We start from the raw sequence: 14,942 nt of genomic DNA, 5'->3' as shown, positions 1-14,942 counted from the left end.
TCGTGCCGTAAAGACGCCTTCATCACGGGAAGACTTCTGAAAGACCCATGGACGACAGCAAAGATCTCTTTTCCGCATTGCCGACGCCGCCGACGCCCGTGGCCCCCAAGCCCAGCCCGGCGCCTGTTGCCGTTTCGAAGCCTGCAGCGGCCGCGCAGTCCGAGACACGTCTCGGCGCGGCCTCGCCGCTGAAGAACGACACTGGCGATTACAATGCCTCGACCATCGAAGTGCTCGAGGGTCTCGAACCCGTGCGCCGTCGGCCGGGCATGTATATCGGCGGCACGGACGAAAAGGCGCTGCACCACCTGTTTGCCGAAGTCATCGACAACTCGATGGACGAAGCGGTTGCCGGCCATGCCAATTTCATCGAGGTCAGCCTCGATACCGAGGGCTTCCTCACCGTTACCGACAATGGCCGCGGCATACCCGTCGAGAACCATCCGAAATTCCCGGGAAAATCGACGCTCGAAGTGATCATGACGATCCTGCATGCCGGCGGCAAATTCGACAGCAAGGTCTACGAAACATCCGGCGGCCTGCACGGCGTCGGCGTGTCCGTCGTCAATGCGCTGTCGGACGTGCTCGAGGTCGAGGTTGCCCGCAATCGCAAGCTCTATCGCCAGCGGTTTTCGCGCGGCATTCCCCAGGGTGGGCTGGAAGAACTCGGCGATGTCCAGAACCGCCGCGGCACCCGCGTCCGCTTTCATCCGGATCCGGATATCTTCGGCGCCCATGCAAAATTCGATCCGGCGCGGCTGTTCCGCATGGCGCGCTCGAAAGCCTATCTGTTCGGCGGCGTCGAGATCCGCTGGTCCTGCGATCCGGCTCTCACAGAGGGAACGGACACGCCGGAAAAGGCGGTGTTCCATTTCCCGGGTGGCCTGAAGGACTATCTCCAGGCGACCATGGGCAAGGAATTTACCGTCACCCGGGAAATCTTTTCAGGCAAGACCGAGAAGACCGGTGGCCATGGTGCGATGGAATGGGCCGTCACCTGGTATGGCGGCGATGCCGTGCTGCATTCCTATTGCAACACGATCCCGACGCCCGAAGGCGGCACGCATGAAGCCGGCTTCCGCATCGCTCTGACCAAGGGCCTGAAATCCTATGCCGAACTGACGCAGAACAAGCGCGCGGCGATCGTCACGACCGAGGATGTGATGATCTCGGCGGCGGGCATGCTCTCGGTGTTTATCCGCGAACCGGAATTCGTCGGCCAGACCAAGGACAAGCTGGCGACGGTCGAGGCGCAGCGCCTCGTCGAGAACGCCATCCGCGACCCGTTCGACCATTTCCTCGCCGACAATCCGCAGGAAGCCGCCAAGCTGCTCGAATGGGTGATCGAACGCGCCGACGAGCGCGTGCGGCGTCGCAAGGAAAAGGAAGTCAACCGCAAGTCCGCCGTGCGCAAGCTGCGCCTGCCGGGCAAGCTCGCGGATTGCTCGCAGAATTCGGCCGTTGGCGCGGAACTGTTCATCGTCGAAGGCGATTCGGCCGGTGGCTCGGCCAAGCAGGCGCGCAACCGCTCCAACCAGGCGATCCTGCCGCTGCGCGGCAAGATCCTCAACGTGGCGAGTGCCGGACGCGACAAGCTGACCGCCAACCAGCAGATCGGCGATCTCGTGCAGGCGCTCGGCTGCGGCACGCGCGGCAAATATCGCGAAGAAGACCTGCGCTACGAGCGCGTCATCGTCATGACAGACGCCGATGTCGACGGCGCCCACATCGCCTCTCTTCTGATCACCTTCTTCTACCAGGAGATGCCAGAGCTGATCCGTGGCGGCCATCTGTTCCTCGCCGTGCCGCCGCTCTACCGGATCACGCAAGGGGCGAAAACGCTCTATGCCCGCGACGACCGGCACCGCATGGAGCTGATGGAAAGCGAGTTCAACGGTCGCGGCAAGGTCGAGATCGGCCGCTTCAAGGGCCTGGGCGAAATGATGCCGGCGCAGCTCAAGGAAACCACCATGGATCCGAGCAAGCGCACTTTGCTGAAAGTCTCCATCGACGAGATCGATTTCGAGGGCACGCGCGAGGCGGTCGACAATCTCATGGGCACCAAGGCCGACGCCCGCTTTCGCTTCATCCAGGAACGGGCGGTGTTCGCCGACAATCTCGACATCTGACGGCGCGCTTCACAAAGTGATTCAACAGGCTATTGATTTGATTCACGTTTCCGCTCCAACCAACTGGGCGGAAACGGTTTTCTCCTGCTTTTAAAGTATCGATTCAAGCCGGTTGCGCCAGCCGGAAGCGACGATCAGCCTGCCCGGTCCGCCCGCAACAATCCGAAACAATTCGTTTTCGCCGGTTTCTGGTCCTGCCTTATTTAGAGAACAAAAGACAATCTATAAGACGACGGATCGATAAAGACCGCGACTCAACCGAAGGATGGACGCTTCATGAAAGCCGCCCTTGTTATCATGACAATCCTGGGCTGCGACGACAGTGCGACGCAGTGCCATTACATATCGACCGTCGAGGGCTCGTGGCAGACGGTGGCGCTGTGCGACAATGAATCGCAAAAGCAGTTGCCGAAATTCTCCAACGACCACAATTACCCTGTCATCGTCGCAGTCTGTGAAACCGCGGGCAATGCCATGACGGCGACGGCCGATCCGGAGCCGCAGCCACAGCTGAAGCCGGCGCCGCTCGACACGCCGGCGGTTGCCGCAACGGCGGAGAGCGAGACCCGGCCCAATCTGCCGCGCCGCGCACTGGCCTTCATCACCGGCGCCTTGCCCGATACGACACAGCTGCGCAATGTCGTGACCAAGCCGGTGCATTACGTCGAGGATGGTTATTCCTGGGTGGCGCGAAAATTCACCAAATAGGCCGATGCGGCAGCGTCGAAGGCCCCGCCTTCAGACGCTCCCGCTTCATAAACTGCAGCCTTCAGACGCTTCTGGAGTCGATCAGGCTCTGGGCGCTGGCGCGGATGGCCTCCGTCTCGCTGCGCGGCGTCCCGCCAAGCATGCGCCGCGCCTTGTCGTTCGACACCGTCGCGTCGCGCCCGAGTTCCTTGAGGATCAGCCTTACGCCGGGATCAAACAGCGCCGCCAGCCGCGCCAGCCAGTTCGGCAGCACGAGTTTCGGCATTTTCTTCGGATAGGCGGGATGCGTGGTTTTCAGGACCTCCGAAATCTCTTTCAGAGACATCGCCTTTCCGGCGGCAATGAACCGTTCGCCGGCCGCTTCCGGCACGATCATCGCCTGGACATGGGCATCGGCGACGTCGCGCGCATCGACGACTGCGACACGGAAATCCGGCATGGCCGGATATTTGCCCTTCATCATGCCGCGAATGAGACCCACCGATGTACCCGGCTTGCCGCCGAGCACAGGCCCGAGAATCATGCCGGGATTGACCACCGCAAGCTCCAGACCCTCCGCCTTGGCAAAGGCCCAGGCGGCCCGCTCGGCGATGGTCTTCGACTTGTAATAGGGGGTCGAGAGCGGCCCGTCGACATCGGTCCAGTCGGCTTCGCTGAACGGCGCCCTGCCCGCTCCATAATTGATGGCGGCAATCGACGAGGTCAGAACGACGCGGCGCACGCCGGCCTTCTTGGCAGCTTTCAGAACCCGCAGGGCGCCGTCCCGCGCTGGCCGTATCAGCTCGTCTTCGTCTTTCGGAACCCGATCGGGAAAGGGCGAGGCCACGTGCATGACACAGTCCGCCCCGGCCACCGCATCGTCCCAGCCGGCATCCGACAGGAGATCGGCAACCGCGAAGGTCAAATGCCCCTTGCCGGCATCCCCGCTGCTGCGGATCGCACTTTCGATTTCCGCGGCCGTCTTCAGCGAACGGACGGTGCCGCGCACGTCATAGCCCTGCCGCAACAGGCTGCTCGCAACATGCCGCCCGAGGAAGCCGCCGATGCCGGTTACGACCACCAGCGTTCTCTTGTCCGATATATCCATTGCAGCAGCTTATAACGACGGACAGCCCGTGAACAGCGCAATTGAAACTATGTCGCCTGTCAGGCGGCCTCGCGTGCCGCCGTCTGCGCATAGTCGCGCGCCGTCTGGCGCTGTTCGGCAATGGTCAGTTTTTCGACCAGGTCGGCAATGCCGCCGGAAAGGCCGGCGGACGCAGCGGTGCCTTGCAGCTTCTGCAGCAGCATGGAGGAGATCGAGGCGGCGACGATTGCAGCGCCCGACCGGCTCTCCTTGCGCCACATCAACATGGCCTCGGCAAACAGCGTGCTGACATCGCGCCCGAGACCGGCACTTTCGAGCAAGGCGCGGATCGCCGGAATGCGGCCGTCGGCGAGGATCGAGCGCACCCGCTTTTCAGGCACGCCGGAGAGGTTGACGATCGCGGCGGCAAAAAAATCAATCTTGCCGGAGCAGAGCGCATGCAGGAGGAAAGCCGGTGTCAGCCGTCCCGTCGCCCGCAAATGTTCGGCCAGGGCCGGCACCTCGTCGGCACCGGCGGTTCCCGCCATGCTGACGGCGGCGCGATCACAGGCTTCGCGGGTGATGCGCTCGACCCTTCGGTCGCCGATCGCCGCCTGCACCAGGCTGAACCCGGCCAGCGCATGACCAACCTTTTCGACCAGCGTATGCCGTGCATCGGCCGGCAGGTCGGGGCGGTCGAGCAAATGGTTTCGGATCGACCAGAGATGGCCCAGGCGATCGCTCAGGCGCTTCAGCGTGCGGCGGGAAAACTGCGCCTGCTGGTTTTCAAGCAGGATCAGGACCTCTTCCTCGCCGCCGATTTCAGCGATGGCGGCGGCCACCGGCCGCGACATGCCCTGCCGTGCCGCGATCACCGCGCGGGTTTCATGGCTGCCACGGGCGGCAAGATCGACAAGATCGGCATCGGTCAGAACCGGCGAACAGGAAATCACGGCATAGGCAATTTCGGGCTGGTCTTCCGCCAGCGGCAGGATGATCGTGCGCGGCACGAAGGAACATTCGCCGATCGCCTCTGCCAGGGAAAGACGGACTTTGGGCGATGGATCATCGAGCAGGAACGTCATGGCCATTTCGGCGGCATGGCGATCCAGCGTGTTCATCTCGTTCTTGACATAGGCGCGACCCAACGCACTCGCAGCGCGCATACGGTCGCTCGTTTTTGCGGTTTCCACCCAGCGAAGAAATGCTTGTATGATCACGGACGCCTCACTACACACCAACACTCAACATGATGTTGCAGGACACGCTAACGGATAAACGTTTAAGATTGGTTCACCATGTCCGTTAACCCGCTGGAGAGTGTCATGCCGCTTCTGCTGCTCGCGCCGATCGATTGGCCGGCGGCCCTTTGCGGCGACCATGCAGGCGTTCCGCTGATCTTCGATCTTCACCCGGAGGACGGCAACGAACCCTCACCGGAGGACGACCGGGCATTGCTGGCATTTTTGCAGGCGCGCGACAGGACGATCGCCCGCCGTCCGGTCCTCGTGCGCATCGGCGGTTTCCCAGACGCAAACGCCGAAACCGATCTTGCCACACTCGGACACGGTCTGCCGGACGGCATCCTTCTTTCCGGATGCCGCAATGGGGCCGATATCCAGAAGCTCGACGTGCTTCTCGGCGTGGCCGAAGCGGCGGCAAACCGGCCGATCGGCGAGACAAGCATTCTGGCCGAATGCGGCGCGGAAGCGCAATTCTTCCTCTCGCCCCATAGCCTTGCCAGAAAATCCGCACGCCTGCGCGGCCTTGTCTTCAACGCGGCGGCACTGGCTGGCGCGACCGGGGCGATGCCAGATTATCCCCGGATCAGGCCTGCAGGCGGGCTCCTGTCATTTGCGCGCGCCATCTGCGTGCTGAAAGCAGTCGAGGCGCAAGTTCCCCGTTACGAGATGCTGGCGGCAACGATCGCGCCTGACGAACTGATGCCGGTCCGGACGGCCAGCCTGAAGAACGGCTTCGACGATATCGTCGCCAGCGGACCGGCACATCTGGCCGCTTTGAGCGGATGGCCGCTCCGGCCCTAGAGTTTCGGCCGCATGATCTCGAAGACATCGCCGGCGTCGCAATAGTCCATATAGCCCATGCGTCCGATCGGGCGCACCAGCTGGGCATCGAAACGCCCCTCGCGAATGGCCTCCTCGCGGATGTGAATGCCGACCACCTGCCCGATCACCACGTAATTGTCGGAGAATTCGCCATCCAGCCCCCTTGGCTGGAAGCGCTCCGTGACCCGGCATTCGAGGGCTGCAAAGGCCTCTGCAACATAGGGCGCCGCAACAAGCCGACCGTCTGTCGCCGTCAGGCCGGCCAGCGAAAATTCGCTTTCGCCGTGCGGCACTGCTGCCGATGTCGTGTTCATCGCGTCGATCAGGGCGCGACCGACGAAGCTTGCGGTGAACACGCCGGTTTCCTCGATGTTGCGAACCGATCCCTTGTGTCCGCTGGAGGAGAACATCACGAGTTTCGGCCGATCGGAGATGGCGTTGAAAAACGAATAGGGCGCCAGGTTGTGGCTCCCGTCCGCACCGCGCGTCCCGATCCAGCCGATCGGGCGCGGCGAGACGATCGCCTTGAACGGGTCATGGCTCAGGCCATGTTCATTGCTGTCGGTTGGATAAAACATCAGTCCTGACCGCCGACCCAGGTGACGATTTCAGACAGGTCCGGCCGCGGACGCTCCGTCGGCGGCACCTGCGCAGTCCCGATGTGGATGAAGCCGGCGACCTTTTCGCCGGGCGCGATGCCGAGCAGCGGATAGGCCTTTTCATCAAAGGCATACCATTCCGTCAGCCAGTTGGACGAAAAACCATGGGCGTTCGCGGCCATGACAAGATTGAGGCAGACGGCGCCGGCCGACAGGACCTGCTCCCATTCCGGCACCTTGGCATGCGGCGCAGCCGTGCTGATAACGGCAACCACGACCGGAGTCCGTGTCAGCCGCGCATTTTCAACCTTGATCATCTCGTCGGACAGATCCGGTTTGGCAGCGATCGCCATGCGGGCAAGTTCCGCGCTGATCCGCGCGCGGTCATCGCCGCGATAGACGATGAAGCGCCAGGGTGCCAGCTTGCCATGATCTGGAACCCGCGAGGCCAGCGTCAGCATCGCCTCGACGGTCGCCTTGTCCGGGCCCGGCTCGCCCATCTGGAACGCGGGAATGGAGCGTCGCGTCGCCAGATAATCACGCAGACTGATTTCGGTTTTCATCACGATTGATTTCCACTAGTTTGCGGCCGCACCGGCAGCCACGAAATTGCCATACAGGCGCTTCAAGTGGAGCCACACCGTCAGGAAGTCAACCACGCACATGCGCATCCATAGCCGTCCCATATTCGGATCGATCGTCGCCCTTCTTTGCGCGATTGCCGCGCCGGTTGCAGCCGTGGCGCAAGATCAGGCACAGGATCTGGCAGACCCGTTCACCAGCTTCCCCTCGATCTCGACGACCGGCAAGATGCCGAAGCTCAACAGTTTCAATCCATTGATCACGGCAACAGAGAACGGCGCAGCGCTGAAGGATGTCAGCCTGCAGGCGCTGTTGACCGAAAAGGGTAAGCCGGTCGAACAGGGGCTGACGTGGCGGGTGTTCAGCCCGTTCCCGGGCTCGGACGGCAAACTGCCGCTTCTGGCGACGTCGGAAGGCGGATCGGCGGCCTTCCAACTGGTTCCCGGCGAATATTTCGTCAATGTCGCCTTCGGCAGGGCCGGCGCGACGCGCAAGATCCGGGTTCCCGAAACCGGTACGGCGGAAAACCAGATGCTCGTTCTCGATGCCGGCGGCATGATGCTGAACGCAATCTCCGGCAGCGATGTGCGCATTCCCCCGGATGAATTGAGTTTTTCGATCTATTCTGCTGACGTGAAGGAGGATGGCGAGCGGGCGCTGGTGGTTGCCGACGTCAAGCCGAACACAGTCACGCGCCTGAACACCGGAACCTACCATGTCGTGTCCGACTACGGCACCGTCAACGCCGTCATCCGCGCCGATATCCAGGTCGAGGCCGGCAAGCTGACGGAAGCGACCATCCAGCACCGGGCAGCCAAGCTGACGCTGAAACTGGTCTCGGAAGCCGGCGGCGAGGCCATTGCCGATACGGCATGGTCGATCCTGACGTCCTCGGGCGACGTGGTCAGCGAAAGCGTCGGTGCCTTCCCGACGCTCATTCTCGCCGAAGGCGCCTACACCGCCATTGCGCGCAACAAGGAACAGATCTTCCAGCGCGATTTCAAGGTGGTCGCCGGCGTCAATAAGGACGTCGAAGTTCTGTTGAAGGACGCCGACACGGCCAGCGCGCCCGCAGCGACCGACGCGCAGGATTAGCAAAACCGCAGGTCACAGTCTGCGGTCACCCTCGTTTCACAGCATGTAGGACAAAAGTTCCCGGGCCTCGTCGACCGCCTGCTCGCGCGTGCGAAAACGCATGCTCGGCCGGCTTTTTTCCTCGCGCAGGCGGATCACATAGGTCCACTTGCCGCTGTTCAGACGTGTCACTTCAATCGAATGCTCAAAATTGATTCCATCAACAGTCATTGTCAATCCAGCCCAGTTAATATCCGGACTTTGTGGGCCCTTGTGCGGGCCTGTGCAACCGGCAAGACCAGTAACCGCCGGTTAAGCTTAATAGGAAAGGTTAACGCCAGCGTCCTTGCACTTGACCTTACGCGCCCCCTTGCACCCCGCTTCCCCGCCGTCCCTCTCCCTCAACGCGCCTCGACGTTCAGGCTGAGATAGGTGGGGTCGAATTGTGCGAGGTCCTGCAGCTTTTCCCAGTCGAGAATGGTGATCATCTGGTTGATCCAGGTGAACAGTTCCTCCCGCCGCAGAACCTGCAGGGTCTTGTTGAGGTGGACGACGGAGATACCGAGCACGTCGGCGAGTTCGAGCTGGGTCAGCGGAAAGTGAAAGCGGAAGCCGTCGGTGCGGCGGACGACCTGCAGGCGCACGTAGAGCTCGCAGATCAGGTGCGCCAGATGCGATTTCTTCGAGCGGCGGCCCATGGCGACGATCCATTCGCGATGCACCGCACCGTCGACCAGCGTGTCGAGCCACAGCAGCCGGCTCAGATGCGGCTGGGTTTCGGAAATATCCTTGAGATCACCATGGTCAAGAAAAGCGACATGACAGGGCGACATGGCGACGATGCCGTGATCCATGGTCTTCAGCAGAAAGGCATGCAGGTCGACAAAATCGCCGGCGACGTGCAGGGCGGTAATCTGTCGCGCGCCATCCGCCATGAACTTGTAGCGGGCTGCAAAACCGTCGACCAGAAGCGTGCTGTAGCTCGGCCGCGATCCCTCCGCAACGATATCCTCATCGACGAGAAAACGCCTTTCGCGCCAGACCAACTCGCTCAGCAGCGTTCTCTCTGGTTCGGTAACGACATCATGACTTTGGAGATTGAGCAGGAGCGATTCGATCAATGTGCAGGGGTCCAGAAATAAGCTGGCCCTCGCCTACCCCATGCCGGAAACCGGCACATTTAACATTGACACGTCCGGCATGAAATTTCCCGGTTTCCGGGAACAATTTTACGCTTCCGCCTGTTTGGTCCGCAGTACCGGGGATGTAAAACGATGGGGATAAACTGAGAATGCGCCGCTATTTTTTCGACCTGCACAATGGCGATGGACCGACCCGCGACGATACCGGCATCGAGCTTGCCTCCCGCCAGAGCGTAGCGATGGAAGTGAGCCGCATCCTTCTGGAGGTGGCGCGCGAGGAACTGCCCTATCAGGCGCGCGCCATCGTCTCCCTGACAGTGCGCGACGACACCGGCCGGGCGATTTCGGTCGCCAGCCTGACCTTCAACACGGAATGGCTGGAACCGCTGGAATAGCCCGCTCTATCCCGCCCGGCGCAGGAAACGCCGGCGTGGCGGCGCCAGGGTGAAGACCGCATCGTAGAGATGGCTGAGTATGTCCTTGCGGTCCGGCAGCACGCTCAACTCCTCCCAGGCGATCAGCTGGCCGATGCGCGACGAAATCGTCTTGCCCGACAGCCGGCGGAATTCGCGGATCAGCAGCGAGAGACGCAGCGTCAGCGAGACCTTGCTCGCCAGATGGAACAGCCGCCCGTTCTGGCCTTCGAAATAGATCGGGATGACGCTTGCCTTGGCCGACTGGATCAGCTTGGCCGGGAACATCTTCCACGGCAGGTCTTCCGCGCGTCCGAAGCCCTTTTTCGCGGTCGCAACGCCGCCGGCAGGAAAGACGATGACGGTGACGCCTTCCTTCAGGAGCCGCAAGGCCTCGTGGCGCGTCGCCATGTTGAGGGCGAGGGCTTCCTTGGTTTCCGCAAAGGAGATCGGCAGCGCATAGGGCGCCATTTCCGGCACCTTCATCAGCTCGTTGTTGATGAGCACCCGGAACGGACGGCCGAGCTGTTCGGCCAGCGCCAGCACGGCAATGCCGTCGCCGATGCCGAAGGGATGGTTGGCGACGATCACCACCGGCGTCTCCGGCAGGTTGCGCGGCGGCCATTCGCCGACCACGCTGATCTTGACATCGATCAGGTCGAGCATCTGGCCGAAAATCCGGTCGCTGCTGCCGACGATGTCATGGCGCCACTGGTTGTAGAGTCGGGCATAGCGATTGCGGCCGCCGAGCCCCTCCATGGACCGGATGAACCAGCGTTTCAGCCGCGTGTCATTGTCATTCGCGTAAGACAGCTCTTTGAACTGCACGATTGCGCCTCGCTTGGTCAGACCGGCCCACCGCCTGAAAGCGGTGCTATCCCGGCACAGGAACCGGGATAGCCTTCCACTGTAACAGTTTTCTGACAGGCTCCGGCGTCAGCCGTTCAGTCCCTCGCCTTTGGCATTCGCCTTGGCGATATCCTTGGCCAGGCGGCGTTCGGCCTTGCGCACCAGATCCGGCGGCGTTGCCTCGAGCGTCAGGCTGTCGATCGCCTCGTCCAGCGTCATCGGCGTCTGCGCCTGTGAGCCGAGACGGCGGATGTTGACGGTGCGCTCCTCCGCCTCGCGCATGCCGCAGACGATGATCACAGGCACCTTGGTCACCGAATGCTCACGCACCTTGTAGTTGATCTTCTCGTTGCGGAAGTCGGTCTCGACCTCAAGACCGGCCTCGCGCAGCAGTTCGGCAACCTCGCGACCGTAATCGTCGGCTTCCGACGTGATCGTCGCGACCACCACCTGCAGCGGCGAGATCCACAGCGGCAGATGGCCGGCGAAGTTCTCGATCAGGATGCCGAGGAAACGCTCCATCGAGCCACAGATGGCGCGGTGGATCATGACCGGCTGGGTCTTTTCCGAATTTGAGTCGATATAGAAGGCGCCAAACCGTTCCGGCAGGTTGAAGTCGACCTGCGTCGTGCCGCACTGCCATTCCCGGCCGATCGCGTCCTTCAGCGTGTATTCGAACTTCGGCCCGTAAAACGCGCCCTCGCCCGGCAGAATGCCGGTCTTGATGCGACCGCCGGCCTGTTCCTCGATCGTCTTCAGAACATCCGACATGACGCTTTCGGCGCGGTCCCAGAGCGCATCGACACCGACGCGCTTTTCCGGCCGGGTCGAGAGTTTTACCGTGATCTCCTGAAAGCCGAAATCCTCGTAGACCGAGAGGATCAGGTCGTTGATCCGCAGGCATTCGGCGGCCATCTGATCGTCGGTGCAGAACACATGGGCGTCGTCCTGCGTAAACCCGCGCACGCGCATCAGCCCGTGCAGCGCGCCGGAGGGTTCGTAGCGATGCACATTGCCGAATTCGGCAAGCCGGATCGGCAGTTCGCGATAACTCTTCAGACCATGCTTGAAGATCTGCACATGGCCGGGGCAGTTCATCGGTTTCAGCGCAAAGACCCGCTCGTCATCCGTCTCGTCGCCGGCCACCGTCACCTTGAACATGTTGTCGCGGTACCAGCCCCAGTGGCCCGAGGTTTCCCACAGCGACTTGTCGAGCACCTGCGGCGCGTTGACCTCCTGGTAGGTGCCGGCCAGGCGCCGGCGCATATAGGCGACCAGCGTCTGGAAGACGCGCCAGCCCTTGCCGTGCCAGAAGACGACGCCGGGGCCTTCTTCCTGGAAATGGAACAGGTCCATCTCGCGGCCGAGACGGCGGTGGTCGCGCTTTTCGGCTTCGGCCAGAATGTGCAGATAGGCATCGAGCTGCGCCTGGTCGGCAAAGGCCGTGCCATAGATGCGCGTCAGCATCGGATTGTTACTATCGCCACGCCAATAGGCGCCGGCCACCTTCATCAGCTTGAAGGCCGTGCCGATCTGGCCGGTCGCAGCCATATGCGGTCCGCGGCAGAGGTCGAACCAGTCGCCCTGGTAATAGATCTTCAGGTCCTGGTCTTCCGGGATCGCATCGACCAGCTCGACCTTGTAAGCCTCGCCTTTCGCAGCAAAAACCGCGCGCGCCTTGTTGCGCGGCCAGATTTCGCGGGTAAACGGCTTGTTGCGCTGGATGATTTCCTTCATCCGCTTTTCGATCTTCGGCAGATCATCAGGCGTAAACGGCTCGGCCTTGGCAAAGTCGTAATAGAAGCCGTTCTCGATCACCGGCCCGATCGTCACCTGCGTGCCGGGCCAAAGCTCCTGCACGGCTTCAGCCATCACATGGGCGGCATCGTGGCGGATCAGTTCGAGCGCGCGCGGATCATCGCGCGTCACGATCTCGAGCTTGCCGCTGGTCACGACGTCGGACAAATCGCGCAAGACACCATCCAGCGCAATGGCCACGGCCTTCTTGGCCAGCGACTTCGAAATCGATTCGGCCACATCACGCCCGGTCGCATCCGCGGCATACTCGCGAACCGAACCATCGGGAAATGTCAGGGAAACCGGTGCAGACATAAAACTCTCCTATCCAGTCCCGCCAACGAATGCGGGTGGTATGGGTGGACGGCCGACAGACGGCCTCAGGCGGTGCGCGGTATACGGGGAAATGCGGGGGATGGGAAGGGGTTGAGTCTCAGGGTCGATTTTTGCCCTTTTTTTCGGGCGTAAAATGCACCTGATTTTTGCGCCGGATAAACTATTGAGATTGCACGCCGCAGAAACGGTGCAAAATTGTTGATTTATGCACGATTGACGTTTTGGATAGAAGACAGGAGCATGGATAAATGCAGACTTTCTTTTTCCCAATACAATGGTGGATTCCCGAATTCGATGCGGACGTATGCGGGGACGCCATACGGATTCATAAACGCAAGTGGGACGTGTCGATTTTCGATCTTTACAGCTTGATTGCGCAAAACCATCCGACGCGCCTTCCGGCAGAGTTGCTTCACATATTTTTGCAGAACGTAAACCTGGAAATAGAAATACCCGCTCCCTCTGTTGAGCAGGCAATCGACAAAATGGATTGCTATAGAGCGATGCTGTATTTACGCGGCACGAGCCCGACGGTAGCTCCGTTCGGATGTAATATGTCCTTAAATGACTATGCTGGCATCAATGGCCGCTCATCAGACCGGCAAGCTGTCATGCATGAAGGCCTTCGCGAGGGCATCCCGCATAAAACGGCAAGGGTTGAAATCTGGCCGCACCAGCTATCGTTTGCCTGCATCCAGGGTGCGCCTGGTGAGTTTGTTCGGAAAGTTGGTAGTGGGGTTGTAACAGGCGCTACGGAAGACCTTGAGCGGTGGCTTGAGTATGAAAGGAAAACTCCAGTCCTACGAGCTGCTAGGAGGGCGTTGGTACAGGCTCCGCTAATGCCTGATCTATCCAGTTCAATTCTCCATTGCTGGCAGGGCATTGAAAGCCTATTTCCATCGATCAGTACCGAAATTACCTTTAGGACATCCCTACTGTTAGCCGAGCTTCTGGAACCTCTTCGTCCAAGGCAAGAGACCTATGAAACCTCTAAAAAAAGCTATGGAGACCGAAGCAAAATCTCCCATGGCTCGCAGCATCAATTTGGTATTGAGAAATGGTCCCGTGCATGGGTTTTGCTACGCGATGCAATACAGGCAATTCTCATAAACCGAGGCTTGCCTTCTGAAGAAGAGTTGACGCGGAACCTGCTTGAAAGATGAGTGGCTATGACATTCAACGCACTTGAACAGGAAGCAATCGTTCTGGGTGCCGTGATGGGCATATGCATGATATTTATTCCATAATGGCAATTATCTGCTCTGAGGCCGCTCTTCGCACGAGGCAACTGTTTACTTCTCTGTGACGACCACACTGCAGTCATGGCTAATTTCAACAATCGCCGCAAACGCGCCAACCAAGAAAACATTGCTACCTCGCATATTTCTCGATAAGTTACATGTAACCCTCCTCCCTAGAGAAACCACCATGCCCACATCCCCAAAGCCCTCCCGCATAAAAGTCGGCGAACACCGCGCCCGTCTTCGCGCGCAGGGCTTGCGGCCAATCCAGATCTGGGTGCCGGATGTGCGGGCGGCATCCTTCAAGGCCGAGGCGCATCGCCAATCGCTTGCGGTGGCTGAGAGCGCGCAGGCCGAGGACGATCAGGCTTTTATCGATGCGGTCTCCGACCGGAGCGATGAATGAGGCGTGGCGACATCTGGACCGTCGCGGGCGGGGCGGACTATGCCGGCAAGCCGCGCCCGGTCGTGATCGTACAGGACGATACATTCGATGCGACCGCGTCGATCACCATTTGCTCTTTCACGTCGGATGACACCGATGCGCCGCTGTTCCGGCTGAATGTCGAACCCAATGCGGGCAACGGCCTGCTGACGTCCTCCCGTCTTATGGTCGACAAGATCACCACCGTGCCCAAATCGAAAATCGGTCGCCAGATCGGGCGGCTGGACGACGAGGATATGCTGCGCCTCAACCGCGCTTTGCTGGTCTTTCTCGGACTTGCCGGATCGCCGAAAACGCAGTCCTAATCCCTTCGCACATTTCCTCATGTCAGCCGCGCTCGGAGACTTCCCCCCCCCTCTGTCGGCGACGCCGACATCTCCCCACAAGGGGGAGATCATCACAACCTTCTGCGTCCCTAACCTGAAGACTGATGGCAAAAAGGGAAAAGGCTGATCTCCCCCCTTGTGGGGGAGATGTCACGCAGTGACAGAGGGG

The 14,942-nt window shown here is 60.9% G+C and carries 16 protein-coding genes; 8 read left to right on the top strand and 8 right to left on the bottom strand.

What is annotated here, in order from left to right; translation table 11 throughout:
- Positions 1-47 precede the first annotated feature (47 nt).
- Both parE and AX760_RS18155 read left to right on the top strand, forming a co-directional pair.
- Positions 48-2,129, top strand: coding sequence for a DNA topoisomerase IV subunit B (gene parE / locus AX760_RS18160; RefSeq protein WP_071834407.1), 2,082 nt, complete (start codon positions 48-50; stop codon positions 2,127-2,129).
- Positions 2,130-2,405: 276 nt separating this feature from the next.
- Positions 2,406-2,837 carry a hypothetical protein gene (locus AX760_RS18155; RefSeq protein ID WP_071834406.1) on the top strand — a complete coding sequence of 144 codons (432 nt, stop codon included), beginning with the start codon at positions 2,406-2,408 and terminating at the stop codon, positions 2,835-2,837.
- Positions 2,838-2,898: 61 nt separating this feature from the next.
- Here AX760_RS18155 and AX760_RS18150 read toward each other — a convergent pair whose 3' ends face one another.
- A complete protein-coding gene (locus AX760_RS18150; protein ID WP_071834405.1) occupies positions 2,899-3,924 on the bottom strand; it encodes an SDR family oxidoreductase in 1,026 nt (341 codons plus the stop codon).
- A gap of 59 nt (positions 3,925-3,983) precedes the next feature.
- A complete protein-coding gene (locus tag AX760_RS18145) occupies positions 3,984-5,123 on the bottom strand; it encodes a DUF2336 domain-containing protein (RefSeq protein WP_071834404.1) in 1,140 nt (379 codons plus the stop codon).
- Positions 5,124-5,228: 105 nt separating this feature from the next.
- Between AX760_RS18145 and AX760_RS18140 the strand changes: the two genes are divergently transcribed.
- Entirely contained in the window at positions 5,229-5,948 is a 720-nt protein-coding gene (locus AX760_RS18140) for a hypothetical protein (protein ID WP_071834403.1), read from the top strand.
- Here AX760_RS18140 and AX760_RS18135 read toward each other — a convergent pair.
- Together AX760_RS18135 and AX760_RS18130 are read right to left on the bottom strand one after the other, a co-directional pair.
- Positions 5,945-6,547: a flavin reductase family protein gene (locus tag AX760_RS18135; protein WP_071834402.1), complete on the bottom strand. Its 603-nt coding sequence runs from the start codon at positions 6,545-6,547 to the stop codon at positions 5,945-5,947. The genes AX760_RS18140 and AX760_RS18135 overlap by 4 nt on opposite strands.
- Positions 6,547-7,131 (bottom strand): nitroreductase family protein, encoded by a 585-nt coding sequence (locus AX760_RS18130; protein WP_071834401.1) that lies wholly within the window; start codon positions 7,129-7,131, stop codon positions 6,547-6,549. The genes AX760_RS18135 and AX760_RS18130 overlap by 1 nt, the downstream gene beginning before the upstream one ends.
- Before the next feature lie 100 nt (positions 7,132-7,231).
- On the opposite strand from AX760_RS18130, the gene AX760_RS18125 reads away from it, so the two are divergent.
- Positions 7,232-8,245 carry a hypothetical protein gene (locus AX760_RS18125; RefSeq protein ID WP_071834400.1) on the top strand — a complete coding sequence of 338 codons (1,014 nt, stop codon included), beginning with the start codon at positions 7,232-7,234 and terminating at the stop codon, positions 8,243-8,245.
- Positions 8,246-8,281: 36 nt separating this feature from the next.
- Here AX760_RS18125 and AX760_RS26800 read toward each other — a convergent pair whose 3' ends face one another.
- The gene (locus AX760_RS26800; RefSeq protein ID WP_139276511.1) at positions 8,282-8,455 is read right to left on the bottom strand and encodes a DUF2188 domain-containing protein; all 174 of its coding nucleotides are present in this window, start codon (positions 8,453-8,455) and stop codon (positions 8,282-8,284) included.
- Between the two features lie 170 nt (positions 8,456-8,625).
- Positions 8,626-9,345, bottom strand: coding sequence for a Crp/Fnr family transcriptional regulator (locus AX760_RS18120; protein ID WP_071834399.1), 720 nt, complete (start codon positions 9,343-9,345; stop codon positions 8,626-8,628).
- 170 nt (positions 9,346-9,515) lie between these two features.
- Here AX760_RS18120 and AX760_RS18115 point away from each other — a divergent pair, with 170 nt between their 5' ends.
- Positions 9,516-9,761 carry a DUF6894 family protein gene (locus AX760_RS18115; protein WP_071834398.1) on the top strand — a complete coding sequence of 82 codons (246 nt, stop codon included), beginning with the start codon at positions 9,516-9,518 and terminating at the stop codon, positions 9,759-9,761.
- Positions 9,762-9,767: 6 nt separating this feature from the next.
- On the opposite strand, the gene AX760_RS18110 is transcribed toward AX760_RS18115, so the two are convergent.
- Together AX760_RS18110 and thrS are read right to left on the bottom strand one after the other, a co-directional pair.
- Positions 9,768-10,607, bottom strand: coding sequence for a lysophospholipid acyltransferase family protein (locus AX760_RS18110; protein ID WP_071834397.1), 840 nt, complete (start codon positions 10,605-10,607; stop codon positions 9,768-9,770).
- A 108-nt stretch (positions 10,608-10,715) separates the two neighbouring features.
- Positions 10,716-12,740, bottom strand: a complete 2,025-nt coding sequence (gene thrS / locus AX760_RS18105) for a threonine--tRNA ligase (RefSeq protein ID WP_071834396.1) — start codon at positions 12,738-12,740, stop codon at positions 10,716-10,718.
- Positions 12,741-13,009: 269 nt separating this feature from the next.
- Here thrS and AX760_RS18100 point away from each other — a divergent pair, with 269 nt between their 5' ends.
- The 3 genes from AX760_RS18100 (at position 13,010) to AX760_RS18090 (ending at position 14,752) form a co-directional block, all read left to right on the top strand.
- A complete protein-coding gene (locus tag AX760_RS18100) occupies positions 13,010-13,924 on the top strand; it encodes a HEPN domain-containing protein (protein WP_175552090.1) in 915 nt (304 codons plus the stop codon).
- 265 nt (positions 13,925-14,189) lie between these two features.
- The gene (locus tag AX760_RS18095; RefSeq protein WP_071834395.1) at positions 14,190-14,408 is read left to right on the top strand and encodes an antitoxin MazE family protein; all 219 of its coding nucleotides are present in this window, start codon (positions 14,190-14,192) and stop codon (positions 14,406-14,408) included.
- A complete protein-coding gene (locus AX760_RS18090; protein WP_071834394.1) occupies positions 14,405-14,752 on the top strand; it encodes a type II toxin-antitoxin system PemK/MazF family toxin in 348 nt (115 codons plus the stop codon). The genes AX760_RS18095 and AX760_RS18090 overlap by 4 nt, the downstream gene beginning before the upstream one ends.
- The last annotated feature ends 190 nt before the right edge of the window (positions 14,753-14,942 follow it).

Source organism: Pararhizobium antarcticum (genome assembly GCF_001885585.1).
GTDB lineage: Bacteria > Pseudomonadota > Alphaproteobacteria > Rhizobiales > Rhizobiaceae > Pararhizobium > Pararhizobium antarcticum.
This window is presented reverse-complemented; position numbering and strand designations above follow the sequence as displayed.

Excerpts from the sequence above, each read along its gene's own strand:
- AX760_RS18125 (WP_071834400.1), top strand. The coding sequence starts at position 7,232 with ATGCGCATCCATAGCCGTCCCATATTCGGATCGATCGTCGCCCTTCTT.
- AX760_RS18155 (WP_071834406.1), top strand. The coding sequence starts at position 2,406 with ATGAAAGCCGCCCTTGTTATCATGACAATCCTGGGCTGCGACGACAGT.
- AX760_RS18100 (WP_175552090.1), top strand. The coding sequence starts at position 13,010 with ATGCAGACTTTCTTTTTCCCAATACAATGGTGGATTCCCGAATTCGAT.
- thrS (WP_071834396.1), bottom strand. The coding sequence starts at position 12,740 with ATGTCTGCACCGGTTTCCCTGACATTTCCCGATGGTTCGGTTCGCGAG.
- AX760_RS18115 (WP_071834398.1), top strand. The coding sequence starts at position 9,516 with ATGCGCCGCTATTTTTTCGACCTGCACAATGGCGATGGACCGACCCGC.
- AX760_RS18135 (WP_071834402.1), bottom strand. The coding sequence starts at position 6,547 with ATGTTTTATCCAACCGACAGCAATGAACATGGCCTGAGCCATGACCCG.
- AX760_RS18090 (WP_071834394.1), top strand. The coding sequence starts at position 14,405 with ATGAGGCGTGGCGACATCTGGACCGTCGCGGGCGGGGCGGACTATGCC.
- AX760_RS18150 (WP_071834405.1), bottom strand. The coding sequence starts at position 3,924 with ATGGATATATCGGACAAGAGAACGCTGGTGGTCGTAACCGGCATCGGC.
- AX760_RS26800 (WP_139276511.1), bottom strand. The coding sequence starts at position 8,455 with ATGACTGTTGATGGAATCAATTTTGAGCATTCGATTGAAGTGACACGT.
- AX760_RS18095 (WP_071834395.1), top strand. The coding sequence starts at position 14,190 with ATGCCCACATCCCCAAAGCCCTCCCGCATAAAAGTCGGCGAACACCGC.
- AX760_RS18140 (WP_071834403.1), top strand. The coding sequence starts at position 5,229 with ATGCCGCTTCTGCTGCTCGCGCCGATCGATTGGCCGGCGGCCCTTTGC.
- parE (WP_071834407.1), top strand. The coding sequence starts at position 48 with ATGGACGACAGCAAAGATCTCTTTTCCGCATTGCCGACGCCGCCGACG.
- AX760_RS18130 (WP_071834401.1), bottom strand. The coding sequence starts at position 7,131 with ATGAAAACCGAAATCAGTCTGCGTGATTATCTGGCGACGCGACGCTCC.